13 protein-coding genes are annotated in these 18,038 nt (G+C 33.1%); 2 read left to right on the top strand and 11 right to left on the bottom strand.

What is annotated here, in order from left to right; translation table 11 throughout:
- Window positions 1-47: 47 nt before the first annotated feature.
- Complete coding sequence (locus tag GR162_RS17390; protein WP_160783150.1) at window positions 48-1,604, top strand: hypothetical protein; 1,557 nt, start codon at window positions 48-50, stop codon at window positions 1,602-1,604.
- A 190-nt stretch (window positions 1,605-1,794) separates the two neighbouring features.
- Complete coding sequence (locus GR162_RS17385) at window positions 1,795-3,594, top strand: hypothetical protein (protein WP_160783149.1); 1,800 nt, start codon at window positions 1,795-1,797, stop codon at window positions 3,592-3,594.
- Window positions 3,595-3,650: 56 nt separating this feature from the next.
- Here GR162_RS17385 and GR162_RS17380 read toward each other — a convergent pair whose 3' ends face one another.
- The 11 genes from GR162_RS17380 to GR162_RS17330 form a co-directional block, all read right to left on the bottom strand.
- A complete protein-coding gene (locus GR162_RS17380; RefSeq protein ID WP_160783148.1) occupies window positions 3,651-4,082 on the bottom strand; it encodes a YMGG-like glycine zipper-containing protein in 432 nt (143 codons plus the stop codon).
- A gap of 272 nt (window positions 4,083-4,354) precedes the next feature.
- Window positions 4,355-5,629, bottom strand: coding sequence for a kynureninase (gene kynU / locus GR162_RS17375; protein ID WP_160783147.1), 1,275 nt, complete (start codon window positions 5,627-5,629; stop codon window positions 4,355-4,357).
- A 284-nt stretch (window positions 5,630-5,913) separates the two neighbouring features.
- Window positions 5,914-6,963, bottom strand: a complete 1,050-nt coding sequence (queA, locus tag GR162_RS17370; RefSeq protein WP_008465005.1) for a tRNA preQ1(34) S-adenosylmethionine ribosyltransferase-isomerase QueA — start codon at window positions 6,961-6,963, stop codon at window positions 5,914-5,916.
- A gap of 419 nt (window positions 6,964-7,382) precedes the next feature.
- Window positions 7,383-8,612 carry a 3-phosphoshikimate 1-carboxyvinyltransferase gene (aroA, locus tag GR162_RS17365; protein WP_160783146.1) on the bottom strand — a complete coding sequence of 410 codons (1,230 nt, stop codon included), beginning with the start codon at window positions 8,610-8,612 and terminating at the stop codon, window positions 7,383-7,385.
- A 134-nt stretch (window positions 8,613-8,746) separates the two neighbouring features.
- Window positions 8,747-9,073, bottom strand: a complete 327-nt coding sequence (locus GR162_RS17360; protein WP_008465007.1) for a nucleotide pyrophosphohydrolase — start codon at window positions 9,071-9,073, stop codon at window positions 8,747-8,749.
- 3 nt (window positions 9,074-9,076) lie between these two features.
- Window positions 9,077-11,065: a DUF3857 domain-containing protein gene (locus GR162_RS17355; protein WP_160783145.1), complete on the bottom strand. Its 1,989-nt coding sequence runs from the start codon at window positions 11,063-11,065 to the stop codon at window positions 9,077-9,079.
- 3 nt (window positions 11,066-11,068) lie between these two features.
- Window positions 11,069-13,093: a transglutaminase domain-containing protein gene (locus tag GR162_RS17350; RefSeq protein ID WP_160783144.1), complete on the bottom strand. Its 2,025-nt coding sequence runs from the start codon at window positions 13,091-13,093 to the stop codon at window positions 11,069-11,071.
- Between the two features lie 33 nt (window positions 13,094-13,126).
- The gene (locus GR162_RS17345; RefSeq protein WP_160783143.1) at window positions 13,127-15,034 is read right to left on the bottom strand and encodes a DUF3857 domain-containing protein; all 1,908 of its coding nucleotides are present in this window, start codon (window positions 15,032-15,034) and stop codon (window positions 13,127-13,129) included.
- 64 nt (window positions 15,035-15,098) lie between these two features.
- On the bottom strand, window positions 15,099-15,551 hold the full coding sequence (gene dtd / locus GR162_RS17340; RefSeq protein ID WP_066033463.1) for a D-aminoacyl-tRNA deacylase: 453 nt from the start codon (window positions 15,549-15,551) through the stop codon (window positions 15,099-15,101).
- A gap of 155 nt (window positions 15,552-15,706) precedes the next feature.
- On the bottom strand, window positions 15,707-16,684 hold the full coding sequence (rsgA, locus tag GR162_RS17335; RefSeq protein ID WP_160783142.1) for a ribosome small subunit-dependent GTPase A: 978 nt from the start codon (window positions 16,682-16,684) through the stop codon (window positions 15,707-15,709).
- 266 nt (window positions 16,685-16,950) lie between these two features.
- Window positions 16,951-18,033 carry a bifunctional 3-deoxy-7-phosphoheptulonate synthase/chorismate mutase type II gene (locus GR162_RS17330; protein ID WP_160783141.1) on the bottom strand — a complete coding sequence of 361 codons (1,083 nt, stop codon included), beginning with the start codon at window positions 18,031-18,033 and terminating at the stop codon, window positions 16,951-16,953.
- Window positions 18,034-18,038 lie beyond the last annotated feature (5 nt).

Below are 18,038 nucleotides of genomic sequence, written 5' to 3'. Positions count from 1 at the left end.
GCCGTCTTTAAAACTCTAAATTTATGTATTTAAAATTAATACTATAAATGTCAATCTATAAAAAAATAGCGATTGTAGTAATTTCTCTGCTAGTTATTGCAATTCTTGCCAACATCGGGTTGAATTACTGGATAAAAAAACAGCTTCCAATCATTATTCACGAAAAAAACAAAACCGCATACAATATCAATTATGAAAAAATTGAAGTTTCTCTTTTTTCTAGAAATATTAATGCCCAAACTTTGCTTGTAAGTCCGAAAAACGAGCCTAAAGACAGTAAAAATGGGCTTTTTTCAAAAATCGAATCCGTCACCATAAAACACTTTAACATTTGGGATTTGGCTTTCCGTGACATCATTCAAGCTGAGAGTATCATTATTAATAAACCACGAATCATTTTATACAAAAAAGGCGAAAAATTAATCAATAACAGTAAAAGCATTGAAAAAGAAATTGTTGATCCGTTCCGAAAAATTATAGCAGTTTCTAATATTTATTTAAACGATGGAACAGTTGATGTTGTTTCTCTAGATTCGGAAAAACCTATTTTCAGCGTTAAAAAAATCCTTTTAAAACTAGAAGGCATTCTAATTACTGATGCTACTTTGAAAGAAAAAATTCCACTCCAATATAAAAATTATGCTTTGGTTTGTGACAGTTTGTTTTACAGGCCAAATGGTTTCTATTATATCAATATTGGAAAAATAAGTACCGAAAAGAATTTTTTAAAAATCAATAATTTCTCTAATCTTCCTCAATTTGAACGATATGAATTTATAAAAAGACTCGACAAAGAAAAAGACATTTACAATTTAAAATTTGATTCTGCTCAGGTTGAAAAAATGGATTGGGGCTTTAAAAATGACCACTTTTATTTTAAAGCCAATTCGCTTGTGATTCATCATTTTGATGCCAATATTTACCGCGGAAAAATGCTGAAAGACGATCCAAGCAAAAAATACCTTTACAATCATTTATTGCGAAATCTAAAATTTCCGCTGCAAATTGATACACTCCAGGTTTTGAAATCAAAATTGGTTTATGAAGAAGAAATTGATGTTTCTAAAGAACCAGGCGCTTTAACTTTCGACAAATTTAATCTTCAAGCAACAAATCTGCGAAGTGGTTTTGGTTTGAAAAAAATGAATGATGTAAAAATAAAAGTCAAATGTATTTTTATGAAAAGTTCTCCTCTCGATGTCGATTGGAGTTTTAATGTTTTGGATAAAACGGATGGATTTCATATTCAAGGTGTGATTTCGAATTTTGATGTTAAAGGCATGACAAGATTCACAAAACCCTATATCAACACGACTTTTACGGGGACTTTTCATAAATATCGTTTTAATTTTTACGGGAATGATAATGGTTCAAAAGGGAATGCTTCTTTAGATTATGATGATCTTAAAGTCAAATTATATAAGAAAAAAAATCCAGAAAAAGAAGCCAAACTCAAAAGCGCAGTTGCCAATTTATTAGTCAAAAACGATTCGAAAGACAAAGCAAAAACTGCAGAAGTTGAAGTAGAACGACTGCAAGATAGATCGTTCTACAATCTTTTGTGGAGAAGTATTGCGGAATCTTTGAAGAAGATTTTGATATAATTTTTTTCTGCCACGAATTTACGAATTACCTCAATTTTTTGCGACTATTTAATTCAAATTACACAAATCAAAAAAATAAAATTCGTGAATTCGTGGCGAAAAAACCTTTCTCACAACTTGAACCTGACAATTATCAGGTTTTAGGAGAATTTATTTTTTTTCATTTGCTTCTATTTTAATCCGAATACAAATGACAAAAAATAATCTGCATACTTTTCATATTCCGGTAATGGGACTTGCCTATACCATTGACAGTCCTATACGAGTAGCACAGTACGGGATTTCATCTGTTATTGCTTTGGCAGACGATGATCTGATTGAGAAGATGCGTAATTTTTACAGCACTAAATTCAATATTCCTTACGAAGAAATTACTCAAAAATTTCATGATTACCGCGCTGAAAGAATTACCTCTTATTTAAATTTAGTTGATAAAATTGTAAAAGAGAAATTCGAAAATTTCAAAACAGAATTGGCAGAAAGCAAAACAGCTTTAGAAAATTTCATATCAATGCTGCCGAATACTTCTGATATTAAAAAAGGATTTCAGAATTTACTGGATGACGGAATTACCTTTAAAGAAAACATTCAGAATTATATCGAATCGCATCTTTTTCCTGGAGATATCGATGTAAACATCATGACGAAATTGGACAAAGATAATTTTATCAAAAACGAACAGTTGCCAATTGAGTTTAATGATGCTCATGCCGCTTTAAGAGGTTTTGCTAATAGTAATTTGGAATCTTCTGTTGTACTTTCTGCAGGAATGAATCCGAGATTGTTTGGCTATTTCGAAAATTTCAAAGATTTTTTTCCGAATGAAAACAATGAGCTTAAAAAGAAAATCATTTTAAAAGTAAGCGATTTTAGATCGGCAATGATTCAGGGAAATTTCTTGGCTAAAAAAGGTCTGTGGGTTTCAGAATACCGAATCGAATCGGGGCTGAACTGCGGAGGACACGCCTTCGCTACCGACGGACTTCTTTTAGGCACTATTTTAGAAGAATTCAAGCAGAAAAAAGATCAATTGATACAATCTGCCCACGAATTAATGATTAAAGCTCTACAGGTAAAAAATCAGCATTTTCCAGAAAATCCTTTAGAATTAAAAATTACGGTTCAAGGCGGTGTTGGAACTGCTGCTGAACATGAATTTTTATTAGACGAATATAATGTTGATTCTGTTGGTTGGGGTTCTCCATTTTTATTAGTTCCTGAAGCAACATCTGTCGATAAAGAAACTCGTAATTTATTAATGAATGCCAAAGAAGATGATTTTTATTTAAGTAATATTTCGCCTTTGGGAGTTCCATTCAATACTTTGAAGGGAACTACAAACGAATTCTTAAAGCAAAAACGAATTCACGAGAATAAAGCGGGAAGTTCATGCCCGAAGAAATTTTTAGCTCTAAGCAAAGAATACGATCCTCACGGAATTTGTACTGCTTCAAAAAAATATCAGGATATAAAACTGGAAGAACTTGAAGCAAAAAAGAATTCTCTATCTGCTGATGAATTTGAAAAAAATAAAATCAAAATCACCGAAAAATCGTGCCTTTGCGTTGGTTTGGCTAATGCTTCTTATCTAGAAAATAATATTAAAATAAAAGGCCAAGCACAAGGGGTTGTAATTTGCCCAGGGCCAAACTTGGCATATTTTGATCAGGAAGTTTCTTTAAAACAAATGATCCAGCATATCTATCAAGGCAAGTCGATTATTAGAACAAATGATCGTCCGAACTTATTTATAAAAGAGCTTAAAATGTATATTAATTATTTTAGAAATGAAATTCAATCTGTTTCTGGAGAGTTTACAGCGGCTCAGCTTAAAAAATGGAATTCTTTTAAATCTAATCTGTTAGATGGAATTGAGTATTATAAAAATTTATTTGAATCGACGACAGTCTTTAAAGGCGACTTAAATCAACTCGATTCTTGTAAATCAGAATTAGTTGGTATAAAAATTCCCGTTTCAGAGTTGGTTTAAAATTAAAAACCCCAAATTATTTCTAATTTGGGGTTTGTTTTATTTATAGAATAAAGTTATTCTTTCTGTGTGTTTTTGCTATCAATAACAGCTCCAGTACCTGTACCCACTGCAGCTCCAGCCAAACCGCCAATAATAGCGCCTTCTCCCTTTTTCTTACTGACAATTGCTCCAGTTGCAGCACCTACACCTGCACCAATTACAGCTCCTTTAGCTGTTGCACTCCAACCTTTCTTTTTAGTAGTTGTAGTGGTTGCAGCTGTTCCATCTTGCTGATGAACAACCACGACTTTCTCTTTTTGAGCTTCGATCTTTTCTTCATTTAATTTTGCCATTTCTGTCTTCATTGAATCGATAACTCGCTGTTTGTTAATCTCAACTTTCATTGAATCAATGCTGGCTTGTTTGGCTTTATTTATATCTTCTTTATTTTGTTGTTGACAAGAAGTTAAAAATATCACGGTCAATAAAATATATAAGCCTTTCATGATCTTGTAATTTTAAAATTATACACTACAAATTAAGAAATATCTGTTATAACGGTTGTTACAGAATTTTTTTGAAAGTTTATAACATTTGAAGATTGGAGTCGTTTCTAGCAAACACTTTGATTTTAAAGCTGAATAATTTATGCTCGAGAAGGCGCAAAGTAATTCTCATTTTTGTCATTTCGAGAAATCCAGAAATGACAAATGGTACGCTTAATTATTTCTTTTAAATAAAAAAACTTTGCGTCTTAGCGCCTTTGCGAGATTATTTTTTATTTCCCTAAAATCCCTTTTTTCAAGATTTGTCCAAAGTCGTACATATCTTCATAAGAACAATATAACGGGACTGGAGCCAGACGAATTACATTTGGTTCGCGCCAATCTGTAATTACTCCGTTTTTCATTAGATAATCAAATAAAGCCCTTCCTTCTCCGTGAAGGAAAACAGATAATTGCGAAGCTCTTTCTGCTAGATTTGTTGGTGTAATGATTTCGAAAGTACTCTCTACTTCTTTATCAATTTCGTGAAGAATAAATTCCAAATATGAAGTAATGTGATCACGTTTTGCAATTAATGAGTCCATTCCAACCTCAGCAAACATTTCTACTGAAGCCAAATATGGCGCTAAAGAAAGAACTGGAAGATTACTAATTTGCCATCCGTCGGCTCCGTGAACGGGATCAAAATTTGGCTCCATTTTAAAACGGCGCTCTTTGTTGTGTCCCCACCATCCTGCAAATCTGGGTAAATTTGAATTGTGATGTTTTTCGTGAACGAAACATCCAGAAGCATTTCCTGGACCTGAATTCATATATTTATAACTGCACCAAGCAGCAAAATCTACATTCCAATCATGAAGTTCTAATTTGATATTTCCGGCAGCATGTGCCAAATCCCAACCCACTTTTGCGCCAACTTTTTGTCCCGCAGCAGTTATGGTTTTAATATCAAAAACTTGTCCTGTATAATAATTTACTCCGCCAATTAAAACTAAAGCCAGTTCATCTCCAACTTCTTCAATTTTTGCCAAAATATCTTCCAAACGAATATTGTGTTCTCCTTCCCTGCGTTTAATTTCTACAATTGCATCTTCAGGTTTGTATCCGTGAAAATTTACCTGACTTTGAAACATATACTGATCTGACGGAAAAGCTTTTTCTTCACAGATAATTTTATAACGTTTTCCTTTTGGCTGATAAAAAGAAACCATCAGCAAATGAAGATTTACTGTCAAAGTATTCATTACGGTAACTTCTGACGGAAGCGCTCCAACAATCTTACTCAATGGTTCTGCAAATCTTTCCTGATAATCCCACCAAGGTTTTTCAGCATAAAAATGACCCTCGACAGCTAATTCTGCCCAATCATTCATTACTTCGTCAATGTATGCTTTGGTACGTTTTGGCTGTAGTCCTAATGAGTTTCCTGTAAAATAGATAACTCGTTTATCGTTTACTTTAGGAAAAATAAATTGTTCTTGATAATGGTTTAATGCGTCTTTCGAATCTAACTCTCGTGCAAATTCGCGTGTATTTTGAAAAGTCATTTTGTTTTTGTTTTGCCTGCTAAAATAACAAATTTTGTTTGGTTTGTTTCAGGTTGATATGCTTTGTGTGTTTTTTTAACGCAAAGTTCGCAAAGTCTTTTTTTTATTAAGGCTAACATTTACAAACGCTAAGTTCGCAAAAAATCCTTGCTCCCGATAGCTATCGGGATTGCGTTTAAATTTCGCACCGAAAGTCAAACTTGAAACTTTAAACTTGAAACAAATAAAAAACCCGACAGCTTCTAAAAAACTGTCGGGTTCTTATAGTGAAAAATTAATTCTTATTAAAGAATTAACATCGCATCTCCGTAAGAATAAAATTTGTATCCTTCTTTGATCGCTTCTTCGTATGCTTTTTTCATTAAATCGTGACCACAGAAAGCAGAAATCATCATTAATAATGTTGATTTTGGCGTGTGGAAGTTTGTAATCATACAGTTTGCAATACTGAAATCGTGAGGAGGGAAAATAAATTTATTTGTCCATCCTTCGTAAGGATTCAACGTATTCGCAGAAGAAACAGAACTTTCAATTGCACGCATAGAAGTTGTTCCTACAGCACAAATACGTTTTTTCTTTGCTTTTCCTTCGTTTACAATATCACAAGCTTTTTGTGTAATGATTAATTCCTCAGAATCCATTTTGTGTTTAGATAAATCTTCAACCTCAACTGGATTAAAAGTTCCTAAACCTACGTGCAAAGTTACCTCAGCAAAATTTACTCCTTTGATTTCTAATTTTTTCAAAAGGTGCTTAGAGAAGTGTAGACCAGCAGTTGGCGCCGCTACAGCTCCTTCTTCTTTTGCGTAGATCGTTTGGTATCTTTCAGCGTCTTCTGGAGTAACGTCTCTGTTGATGTATTTAGGAATTGGAGTTTCTCCAAGTTCAGTCAATTTGTTTCTGAATTCTTCATAAGAACCATCGTATAAGAAACGTAAAGTTCTACCACGAGAAGTTGTATTGTCAATTACCTCAGCAACTAACGAATCGTCGTCACCAAAATAAAGTTTGTTACCAATACGGATTTTTCTAGCAGGATCTACTAAAACGTCCCATAAACGTTGCTCTGAATTTAATTCTCTTAATAAGAAAACCTCAATTCTAGCTCCAGTTTTTTCTTTGTTTCCATACAAACGCGCAGGGAAAACTTTTGTATTGTTAAGAATTAAAACGTCTCCGTCATCAAAGTAGTTGATCACGTCTTTAAACATTTTATGTTCGATAGTGTTTTTTTTACGGTCAATTACCATTAAGCGAGATTCATCTCTGTTTTCTGCTGGAAATTCAGCCAAAAGTTCTTTCGGTAAATTGAAATTGAAGTGTGATAATTTCATATTTGAATTGTTGATTTTAGAGTGTAGTTTTTAGATTTGTTTATCTAAAATTTTAAATCGGTTGCAAATATACGATTGTGAGATAGGCGTTGTCAAGTGTTTTGGCTTTTATTTTCAAAAGTCCTTGATTTTGTGAGGTTTCGAGAACCATTAAAAATGTGTTTTTTTCTATAAGAAACATTTTCAACATATTATTGTCATTTCGACGAAGGAGAAATCTTCGCCAGAAACTCGACAAAGATTAGATTTTGATTGCGGAGCTACTTGCGAAGATTTCTCCTTCGTCGAAATCACAAACTTTGCGATTATATTCAAACTTGGACATAAAAAACCTCTGGCTGAACCAGAGGCTATGTTTTAAATACTTTGAGTAAGCTTTTATTTAAATGAACTTATATTACTTACATGGTTCATTTTTTTTACAATTCTGAAATTTGAAAGTTTAAAGCCTTTAAATCGTCCCAAAAATCTGGATACGATTTTGAAACAACTCCTGCATCTTCTATAATAATTGGAACTTTTATTGCCAACGGCGCAAAAGCCATTGCCATTCGGTGATCATTATAGGTTCCGATTTTTACATCGTGATTTATAGTATCAGATTTTACTAGAGTCAAGCTATCATTAGTTACAGAAATATTAGCTCCTAATTTTGTAAGTTCTGTTTTAAGCGCTTCTAATCGGTCTGTTTCTTTAATTTTTAAAGTATGAAGACCTGTTAAATGACATCCAATTCCTAAACCTAAACAAGTTACTACAATTGTTTGCGCAATATCTGGCGTATTGTTCAATTCAAAATTTACATCTTGATAATTGAATCCTGACACTTTTTCCAAAGTCATTTTATTGTTTTGGAAAGTAGTTTTCACTCCCATTTTTTCATACAGCGAAACTAATTCAGAATCTCCCTGAAGGCTGTTTTCTTTATAACTGCTCAAAGTGATTTTTGCTGCATCGGCCAAAGCTACAAGACTAAAGAAATAAGAAGCCGAACTCCAGTCCGATTCTACAACCATTTCTTTTGTTTCAACAGTTTCCTTCGGATAAACTTTAATTACATTGCGTTCAAAACTGGTTTTAATATCTAAATCATTCAACAGAGCCAAAGTCATTTTGATATATGGAATCGAAGTGATTTCTCCTTCTAAAGTCAATTCTAATCCATTTTCTAATTTTGAAGCTACAAGCAAAAGTGCTGAAATATATTGGCTGCTCACATTTGCTGCCAAAGTAACTTTTGAAGCCGTAACTTTTTTTCCTCTGATTCGAATTGGCGGATAACCTTCTTCTTTTTCATAAGAGATTTCAACCCCCAATTGTCTTAAAGTATCAACCAAAATTTTGATTGGGCGTTCCTGCATTCTGCTAGAACCTGTCATAACCACTTCTCTACCTTCGTTTACAGCAAAATAAGCAGTCAGGAAACGCATTGCAGTTCCGGCGTGGTGAATATCTACGATTTCATCATTTCCTACTAATGCTTTCTGCATTACTTCGCTATCGTCTGAGTTTGAAGTATTGGCTAAAGTAATATTTGGGAATAAAGCTTTTAGAAGCAATAAACGGTTCGTTTCACTTTTTGAACCGGTGATATTTAGTTGCGAATCATCAATGGTGAATGGTGAATTCGTGCTTAATTTTAAATTCATTTTTTTAATTGTAAGTTGTGAATTATGAATTATGAATGATTAGAAACATAATTCAGCCCCGCAATTTACCACTCCCCATTCATAATTCAAAATTGAAAACTCATAATTCAAAACTTATGAGTGATATTTCACAATTATTTCAATTTATCATTGTTTTTGTGACGATCTTTATCTCTAACCGATTTTAAATCCATTTTTTTGTCGAAAGCCGCTTGCAAATCGATTCCTGTTTGATTGGCTAAACATAGCACAACAAAAACAACATCTGCCAATTCTTCTCCTAAATCTTTGTTCTTATCGCTTTCTTTTTCAGATTGTTCTCCATAACGGCGCGCAATAATTCTGGCAACCTCACCAACTTCTTCTGTAAGCTGCGCCATATTGGTTAATTCATTAAAGTAACGAACTCCGTGTTCTTTTATCCAAGTGTCAACAGCTAATTGTGCATTTTTCAAATCCATCTTCTATATCTTTTTAAGAATTATTTTTTCATTTTGGCTTACGATCATCTTCTGAAAAAACTCTTTTATCATTCCGTAATCCTCAGCTGCAAAAATACTATTGTTGATTTCTTTTTGGCTCACAATTTGAATTTTGTTTCCAGCAACCGAAAAATTTAAGATATAAGACATCTGTTTATCCTCTGAAGTTATCTTTACCGGTTTTGGAATAGATTCTACAGCATAGTTTTCTGGAATTTGAATACTAAAATTAAATCTTTCCATATTTTTATATCCAAAATAGATAGGCATTTGCCTTTTTTCTTGGCTAAAAGGATTTTTATTTCTGGTAAAAAACAATAATGGATCGATAAAAATCTTACCATCAATAATATCAAAACGGTTATTTGATGTAAATGAAAAAGTTTCTACAACAGATTGATCCAAATTTGATTTCTGATTTTCTATTGAATAATTTGAAATCTCTACATCTCCCAAATTATTTTCAAATTTCTCCAGATAAACGTCCTCTGCTTTACCATTATTTTCTTCTCTAAAACTATATGCATCATAATCTGTCCTTTGAACTCTTATTTGACCATTCATTTTTCCATCTGGATCAATTTTAGCCATCAAGCCATAAATTTCTTTCGACTGTGCTACTGGATCTAATTCAATTTCTTCCGAACTCCCATCTTTTTTAATTAGTCGCCCTTTCCAATTTAAAACATTTAATGGTAAAATGTTAGGCGCTGTGAGTTTGTGAGTAGCATCCAAAAGAATTCTTTTACCATCAATTTCTGCCGCTGCTATTACATAATTAAATCCAGTTCTTGTGGGATAAACCGGAAGTCCGTTTTGAATTGTACTTACCAAAACAGGATTTGATTCTATACCAGCTGCGCGAAGCATGTTTATCAAAATAAAATTTATTTCTGCAACATTTCCAGTTTGTTCTTTATAAGCTTTTTCAACTCCTTTTTCTGTGTAATAGCTATTAATTTCGTTCCAGTTCATTCGATTTTTGACATAGGTAAAAATCAGATTCAATCTTTCTTTTTTATCTTCTACGTTAGTCAATAATTTATTCAAATCATCTGTAAACAAAGTGCCTTGATTAAGCTGTTTTCCAAAACTTTCGTCTTTAAAAATAGTTTTTGCAACACCTTCCCAAGTTAAACTGTAGTCTTTAACAGGCTGATCAGGCAGACGAACTCTTTCTAATTCTTGCTGAATACTTCCTCGATAATTTTCTAAATTATTAACATAAGGTTCCTCTTTTAGCGCTGGAACATCTTTTCCTTTAAAAAAGGTTTCAATTTGTTTATAGCTAAATGAGCTTGTCTGGCTGTAAGCATTATCAAAGCTCTGACTGGCACTTGTAAATTTAGATTCTGTTTCGAGCGGAATTCCTCCAACTAAGAGCGGTTTATAAATGTAAAACTCTGGAATCTGTGTTTTATAATAAAAATAATCAACAGGAATATCAAACTGAATATCAAAATCTGGAAATTTAATAAGATTTTCAGATCTTAAAACATATTTGTACTCAATGATAGAACCGACTTTTACATTTGGCAAGGTAATCGTCTTTTCCTTCCAATACTTATTAATCTTGGTTTTAAATTCTCCCTGGTTGTTTAGTTTTGTTTTTACAATGTTTCCATTCTCTAAATTATAGGTCACGGCTTCTGAAAATTCTAAACGATCTTCGTTTAACTTTTCGTATCCAGTATAAAAGCGCACTTTCTGGTCGGCCCAGCTTAAACCTTCTTTCCTGTATATTTTGATTTTTACTTCACAGACATGATTTGCGTAGAATCCAACATCTTTGTTATATCCAAAATAAGTTCTTCCTTTTTTAAACAAGATAGCAGCGGGTGCGCTGCTATCTTTAGGATGAACTTTCTCATTTAATTCTGCGATTGTTACTTTGCCCAATTCATAATTTTGAGCTTGAATGGTTATTGTACTCCAAAAAAAGGCGATACAAATCAGGAGAAATTTCGGCATAATTTAAATACGTTTTAAAACGATTTTTTCTGTTTCTTTAGCAATCATGGTCTTGTAATATTCTTTCAGCATATCATACTTTTCAGCGGAAACAATAGCTTCATTTATCTGATGTAGAATAGACAATTGTAAAGTATCTCCATTGGATGCAATATTAAATTTAAAAGCACCAAGATTATCTTCCATTGTTACAGCTGCAGGAGCCGGCAATGTTTCCACTGCAAAACCTTCTGGAATTTTAATCGTGATATTATACTTATCAGCAAACGGATAACTAAAATCAACTGGATATTCTCTCACTTCCTGTTTAAAAGGATTTTTATCATTGGTAAAAAATAGCATCGGATTTAAGTATATTTTATCGCCAATCAGCTCGCATAAATTATTTCCTGTAAAAGAATAAGTTTCAATTATAGGAAGCAATACATCATGCTCATTGGTTTTAGAGTAATCGCTTATTTCTATTTTGTTATGCTTGTTTTCAAGTTTTTCAAGATACTCCTCTTCTTTAAGATTGCTAATATTGTTTCTTGTTATCATAGCATTGTAATCTGCATATTGTCTTCTAGTTTTTCCTGTTACTTTTCCATCAGAATCAATGCTGTAAGACATAAAAACATTATCACTTGATGCTTTTTCAGGCATTAGATCAATCATTTCAGAAGTTCCGTCTTTTCGTATTAATCTTCCTTTCCAGTTTAAAACTCTAAGTGGTAAAATATTTGGAGTTGAAAATTTTTCGGAAGCATCTAATAGAATATATCCACTTGGAGTTTCTACAGCCGCAATTACATAATTAAACGCTGTTCTGTTCGGAAAAAGCGCAATTCCATTAGAACGTGTGCTCACCAAAACCGGATTTGCCGTTAAACCAGAATAACGAAGCATTGCTGTAAGCATTAAATTAATGTCGGCAATATTTCCTGTTTTTTCTTTGTAGGCTTTCTTTACGCCATTGTCACAGCTATAACCTGTATAATTGTTCCATTTCACGTTTGATTTCACATGATTAAAAATGGCCCAAATTTTCTCTTCTGGTGTTTTTGTTTCTACAAGCAGTTTTTTCAGGTCATCTTCAAAATATCCTGTTTTATTTAATTCTGGACCAAAATCTTCATAATCATAAATTGTTTTAACAACTGAATTCCAATCTGTAGAAAGTTGCTTTATAGGTTTGTTTGGAAATCTCGTCATTGACAATTCATGTGAAACCGATGACATATAGTTTTCTATATTATTTACATACGATTCATCTTTCATCGCTGCAAAATTTTCTGCAGTATAAGTCGTTTGAGTTTCTACATATTCAATTTTATCCTGATAAAACTCTGTTTGAGTTGCTCCACCTCCAAAACCTCCTGTGTTATATCTTTCTTTTGAAGTAATAAGGAACGATTTGTTAGCTTTTTCTGAAACCACCTTGGGAAAAACATACCCTTTTTGTGCTGGAGTAAAAACAAAATATTCAGGAACATATGTTTTAAATTCTGAATAATTTACAGGAATACTAGTTTGAAAATCCCAATCTCGAATAAGTACATCTGGGCTTCTAACGCTGTATTTGAATTCTATAACAGAACCTTCTTTAACATTCGGCATCGTGATTTTCTTCTGGCTTCGAAATTTACTTACTGCCTCATCAAATACTCCATCACTTTTCAGTTTTGTAGCTTCAATTTTACCTCCTACCAAATTATACGTCACAGCATCGCTTACCGATACTTTCTCTTTAAAATCAGTACCGTAGTAATACCAAATTGCCTCATTGGCCCAATTATATCCTTCTTTTTTATAGATTTTAATACGGGTTTCAACATCCAAATAAGTTACAAATCCTGTGTTTTGATCGTAGTCGATTCTTGCTTTTCCTCTTTTGTATAAAATGGCAGCCGCGGCAGATGAATCTTTAGGATGTATTTTCTGTTGCAGTTCAGCAACAGACACTTTTCCAAGTTTAAATTCCTGAGAAATTATTTTTGGACCAAGCAACAAAATCACAGTGAGGCTAAATAATTTAATAATTTTCATTGGTAATTTTTGGTTTATCTTAGTTTACAATTGTTAGTTTTTGGTTAGGACTATTTTGGCATTGTCGTTTCTTGAAACTTGTTCCATAAATAAACGGTATTCATCATATTCTTTGTTAGAATATTTTCCTTTGTTGAGGAACATAGTTCTTTTATAAGTTAATTTGTTATTGTCTTTTTTGATGATTTCAGTTTTGTATTCGCCAAATTTTCCTTTTAGCTCATAATTCTGGGGAAGAAATTCAATACTGTAGCCATCAGGAAGATTGATCTCGATTTCATCTGTATCGAAATAGCCACGCTGAATTTGAAATGGATTTTTGCGGTTTCGCACTCGTTTTATATTTCCTGTATATTGATTAAAAGCATCAACCACAAAAATCATTTTATTACCCGTCAACGTTCCATAATTTGTTGCGCTTAACTGAACATCTTCAGTAAAACGAATATTCTCTTTATCGTTTGTAAAAGTAATTTTACCCAATTTTAAGTTGTTGATATTATCCCAATACTCTTTGTAATGTTCTTCTTTTTCGTTTGGCTGCATGGTTTCTACTCGAGATTTAGATGCATATTGACTTCCTTGTGATGCAATTTTTAATGTTCCTGAGAAATTTCCAGATCCATCAATTGTGTAAGTTCCTTTTCCATCTTGGATATTTCCTCGATCGTCGTAGATTTTAGTGCGAACAATTTCTCCTCCTTCTGGTTTTACAACCAAAACATCACGATCGTCTGTAAAAGTTCCTTGATAGCCAAATGGATCATCCTGACTTGTACATTCTAGCCAGATGTAACTATCTTTATTCGGAATTGCCAAAATCATATGGTTTCCTTGCATCGAAACAAAATCAGACTGAATATCTGCTTTATAACGATCGCCATATAAAATGGTATTGTAGGACGGAACATCTACAACCTGCAAAAGTGCTTTTGTATAATTTGACAATGCTTTGCAATCCCCATATCCTAAACGATCAACATCGTTGGCCAGCATAGGTTTCCAGCCGCCAATTCCAACTGCAATATTTACATATCGGGATTTTTTCTGCACGTAATCGTAAATGATTTTAGCTTTCTTAACAGGATCTTTTTCATCACCAACAAGAGCCTTGATTTTTGCTTTGGTTTCTTCGGGCAAAACAGTAGTTCCCGTTAAGATTTTATCTCCATACCATTTACCGAATGCTTCCCAAGTAGTAGCATTTCCGTCAACTCCTTCTAAATGAAAATTTTCTAATCCCATCATAACTTTAGGAAAAAGATCTGACGGAGAAGGGCTAAGATCTTCTTGTTTTTGAGCAGGAATATGTGTTGCTATATAACTTAAATTGGTATCGGTATCGGCTGTTTTTTTTATTTTGAAATTATCAAATCGGAACTCTTTCTTCTTAAAGCCCAATCCCTTTGGAAAAGTAATATTCAAAATACATTTTTCTATGCTTACGTAATAATTACCAATAAAATACCATTGCGGTATAAAGGCAGTATTTGAAGTTTCAGTCTCGCACGTAAAAGCAATAGTAAAAGGATATGAAATTGGAGTATAATCTAAGTAAAGCACTCGATTATCTGAAAAAAGCGTGCTTCCGCTTACGGCGCTTTGATCCCTAAAATCTTTTCTTTTGATTTTTTTGATTTCATTTCCTAAAGCGTCATAGACTATAGCTTCAATATTCTTCACTGAAGTTGTCTTATCATAATGACTAAAAGCATCAATATCTTTTAAACCTTTTTCGTTTAAAACAGAAACAATTCTTTGAGTTTTAATATTCATACTTCTTTGCGAAGCAATGACAATATCCATCTGGTCTAAGCGAAGAACAGCATTAGCATTTTGTGTTAAACTATCAGGAATAGAAGATATAGGATAAATGCTCTTTTGAGCAGAAATATTGGCGGTAAATAAAATAAAAAATAACGCGCAAAACAGGTTTTTCATTAGTAGGTATTTTCGTCAAATATATATTATTTTCAGAAATCCTTAACAAATGTTTAATAATATTTTATTCCCTGTTTTTGCTATCCATTACGATTGTAACTGGCCCGTCATTTAAAAGGCTGACTTTCATATCGGCACCAAAAATTCCAGTTTGCACTTTCTTACCCAATTCTTTTTCCACTGCCTGAACAAAGTTCTCGTACATTGGAATTGCAAAATCTGGTTTGGCTGCTTTTATATATGAAGGACGATTTCCTTTTTTGGTCGATGCATGAAGCGTAAACTGACTTACAACAATAACATCTCCGCCAATATCTTGAACCGAGCAGTTCATAACGTCATTTTCGTCTCCAAAAATTCTCATTTTTATAATTTTTCCAGCAAGCCAATCTATATCTTCCTGAGTATCGGCATCTTCAATTCCGACTAAAACCAATAAACCTTTTTGAATATCTGCTGTTTTTTTATTTTCAACTGTTACAGATGCCTCAGAAACTCTTTGAAGTACAATTTTCATTTATATTATTTTTTTTAGCCACTCCCGATAGCTATCGGGATATGAGGATTAAAAAGATTTTAAATTCTAATGTTAGATGCACTGCAGTACATTTCGACAGTTAGAATCGGTCTTACCTTCTGTTTGGAATTTGGATTTTTAAAATTGGAATTTATTTACTTTCTTGTTTCATCACTCGCAGCGCGATCTTCTCCATACGTATCTGTACGATAATGTTCTTCATCACCTTCTAAGATTTTAAGGTAACTATTATATCGTGACCAAGCGATTTCGTCTTTTTCCAAAGCTGCTTTTATGGCGCAATGCGGTTCTTCTTTGTGTAAACAGTTGTTAAACTTACATTGATCTTTCAATCTGAAAAATTCTGGAAAATAATCGGTGATTTCAGTTGGCTCCATATCTACGATTCCGAATCCTTTAATTCCTGGAGTATCAATAATTCGGGCATCAAAAGACAAATCGTACATTTCAGCAAAAGTCGTGGTGTGCTGTCCTTGCTTGCTTTGTTCTGAAATTACGGAAGTTTTTAAGTGAAGACTTGGTTCTAATGCATTAACCAAAGTTGATTTTCCAACACCAGAATGTCCGGAAAACATACTTACTTTTCCGATCATCATTTCTTTTAGCTTGTCAATTCCTTTATTTTCTGTTGATGAAATTCGGAGACACTTATATCCTATTTCTTGATAAATATGCTGCAGATAAAGCTGATCGTCTAAAGTTTGTTCTGTTAAAGTGTCAATTTTATTGAAAACAAGAATAGCCTCAATTCCATAGGCCTCGGCGGTAACTAAAAAACGGTCAATAAAACTTGTCGTCGTTGGCGGATTATCAATCGTAATCAGTAAAAAAACCTGATCAATATTAGAAGCAATAATATGAATCTGCTTTGACAAGTTAACCGATTTACGAACGATATAGTTTTTTCTTTCATGAATGTTATGAATCGTTCCCGTAATAGCATCCGAAGTTTCATCCAACTCATAATCGACTATATCGCCTACAGCAATAGGATTGGTACTTTTAATTCCTTTTATTCTAAATTTCCCTTTCATACGGCATTCTATAAAATCTCCTTTTTCAGATTTTACGGTATACCAGCTTCCTGTAGATTTATATACGGTTCCTGTCATTCTTTTATTTTAGATTTCTGATTTTAGATTTTAGATTAAAACCTAAATCTTTTGCAAAGATAAATGAATAATTTAAACCATATAAGTAATATATTTGAATATAACTGGGCGAATATTTTCCTAAACAAAAATCCCCACTACTTCTTTCAAAGCTATGGGGATTTAAAAAAACAATCTATTTTTAATATTGTGCTATAAGAAAAACTTAAGATAAATCTCAACCAAACCTAAATTATCTTATATCACTTATATGGTTTAAGACAAAATTATGCGTTGAAAATTTTCTCTTGATGACCAATACTTTCTTGGTGAATTGCTTTGAATAATTTCAAAACAAACTCTTCAGTAAGACCTTTTTTCTCACCTTCCAAAATCATTTTTCCTAAGATTTCGTTCCAACGGTTGTTTTGAAGGATCGCAACGTTTGCATCTTTTTTCACTTGACCAATTTCATCAGCTACTTTCATACGTTTTCCTAACAATTCTAATAAGTTAGCATCCAAAACGTCGATGTTAGCTCTTAATTTTTTCATTTTTTGGCTGTACTCATCTGTAGTATCATCCGTTTTTCTGATCGTTAAATCTTTGATGATTTGTTTCAAAGCATCTGGAGTAACTTGTTGAGCAGCATCAGACCAAGCGTTGTCTGGATCGATGTGCGTTTCGATGATCATACCATCGTAATTCAAGTCTAAAGCTTCTTGCGTCACTTCGAAAATCATATTACGGTTTCCTGTAATGTGAGATGGATCGATGATTAATGGTAAATCAGGGAATTTATTTTGCAATTCGATAGCAATCTGCCACTCTGGAATGTTTCTGTATTTTGTTTTTTCGTAAGTAGAGAAACCTCTGTGGATAACACCTAATTTCTCGATTCCAGCCATGTGTAAACGCTCAACACCACCTAACCATAAAGCTAAATCTGGGTTTACTGGGTTTTTAACCAAAACAATTTTATCAGTTCCTTTTAAAGTATCAGCAATTTCTTGAACCGCGAAAGGGTTTGCCGTTGTACGTGCACCAACCCATAAAACGTCGATATCGTGTTCTAAAGCTAGTTTACAGTGCGCTGCAGTTGCAACTTCAGTTCCCATTAATAAACCAGTTTCAGCTTTAGCTTTTTGCAACCATTTTAATCCAATTTCACCAACACCCTCAAATCCTCCTGGACGAGTTCTTGGTTTCCAGATTCCAGCTCTGAATACGCTTACTTTTGAATCTTTTAATTCGTGAGCGATTTTCAAAACCTGATCTTCAGTTTCTGCACTACAAGGTCCAGCTATCACAAGTGGGTGATTTAAATTGAAATCTTCTAACCACTTTCTCATTTCTTTCTTATTTTCCATCGTTT

Origin of the sequence: Flavobacterium sp. HBTb2-11-1 (assembly GCF_009826975.1) — a bacterium.
In the GTDB taxonomy this organism is placed as follows: Bacteria; Bacteroidota; Bacteroidia; order Flavobacteriales; family Flavobacteriaceae; genus Flavobacterium.
The sequence above is the reverse complement of the archived record's forward strand: the minus strand, read 5'-3'. Positions and strand labels throughout refer to the sequence as shown.

What these genes read in the sequence shown, in the direction of transcription:
- GR162_RS17390 (WP_160783150.1), top strand. Translation starts at nt 48, where the DNA reads ATGTCAATCTATAAAAAAATAGCGATTGTAGTAATTTCTCTGCTAGTT.
- GR162_RS17385 (WP_160783149.1), top strand. Translation starts at nt 1,795, where the DNA reads ATGACAAAAAATAATCTGCATACTTTTCATATTCCGGTAATGGGACTT.
- GR162_RS17380 (WP_160783148.1), bottom strand. Translation starts at nt 4,082, where the DNA reads ATGAAAGGCTTATATATTTTATTGACCGTGATATTTTTAACTTCTTGT.
- kynU (WP_160783147.1), bottom strand. Translation starts at nt 5,629, where the DNA reads ATGACTTTTCAAAATACACGCGAATTTGCACGAGAGTTAGATTCGAAA.
- queA (WP_008465005.1), bottom strand. Translation starts at nt 6,963, where the DNA reads ATGAAATTATCACACTTCAATTTCAATTTACCGAAAGAACTTTTGGCT.
- aroA (WP_160783146.1), bottom strand. Translation starts at nt 8,612, where the DNA reads ATGAATTTAAAATTAAGCACGAATTCACCATTCACCATTGATGATTCG.
- GR162_RS17360 (WP_008465007.1), bottom strand. Translation starts at nt 9,073, where the DNA reads ATGGATTTGAAAAATGCACAATTAGCTGTTGACACTTGGATAAAAGAA.
- GR162_RS17355 (WP_160783145.1), bottom strand. Translation starts at nt 11,065, where the DNA reads ATGCCGAAATTTCTCCTGATTTGTATCGCCTTTTTTTGGAGTACAATA.
- GR162_RS17350 (WP_160783144.1), bottom strand. Translation starts at nt 13,093, where the DNA reads ATGAAAATTATTAAATTATTTAGCCTCACTGTGATTTTGTTGCTTGGT.
- GR162_RS17345 (WP_160783143.1), bottom strand. Translation starts at nt 15,034, where the DNA reads ATGAAAAACCTGTTTTGCGCGTTATTTTTTATTTTATTTACCGCCAAT.
- dtd (WP_066033463.1), bottom strand. Translation starts at nt 15,551, where the DNA reads ATGAAAATTGTACTTCAAAGAGTTTCTGAGGCATCTGTAACAGTTGAA.
- rsgA (WP_160783142.1), bottom strand. Translation starts at nt 16,684, where the DNA reads ATGACAGGAACCGTATATAAATCTACAGGAAGCTGGTATACCGTAAAA.
- GR162_RS17330 (WP_160783141.1), bottom strand. Translation starts at nt 18,033, where the DNA reads ATGGAAAATAAGAAAGAAATGAGAAAGTGGTTAGAAGATTTCAATTTA.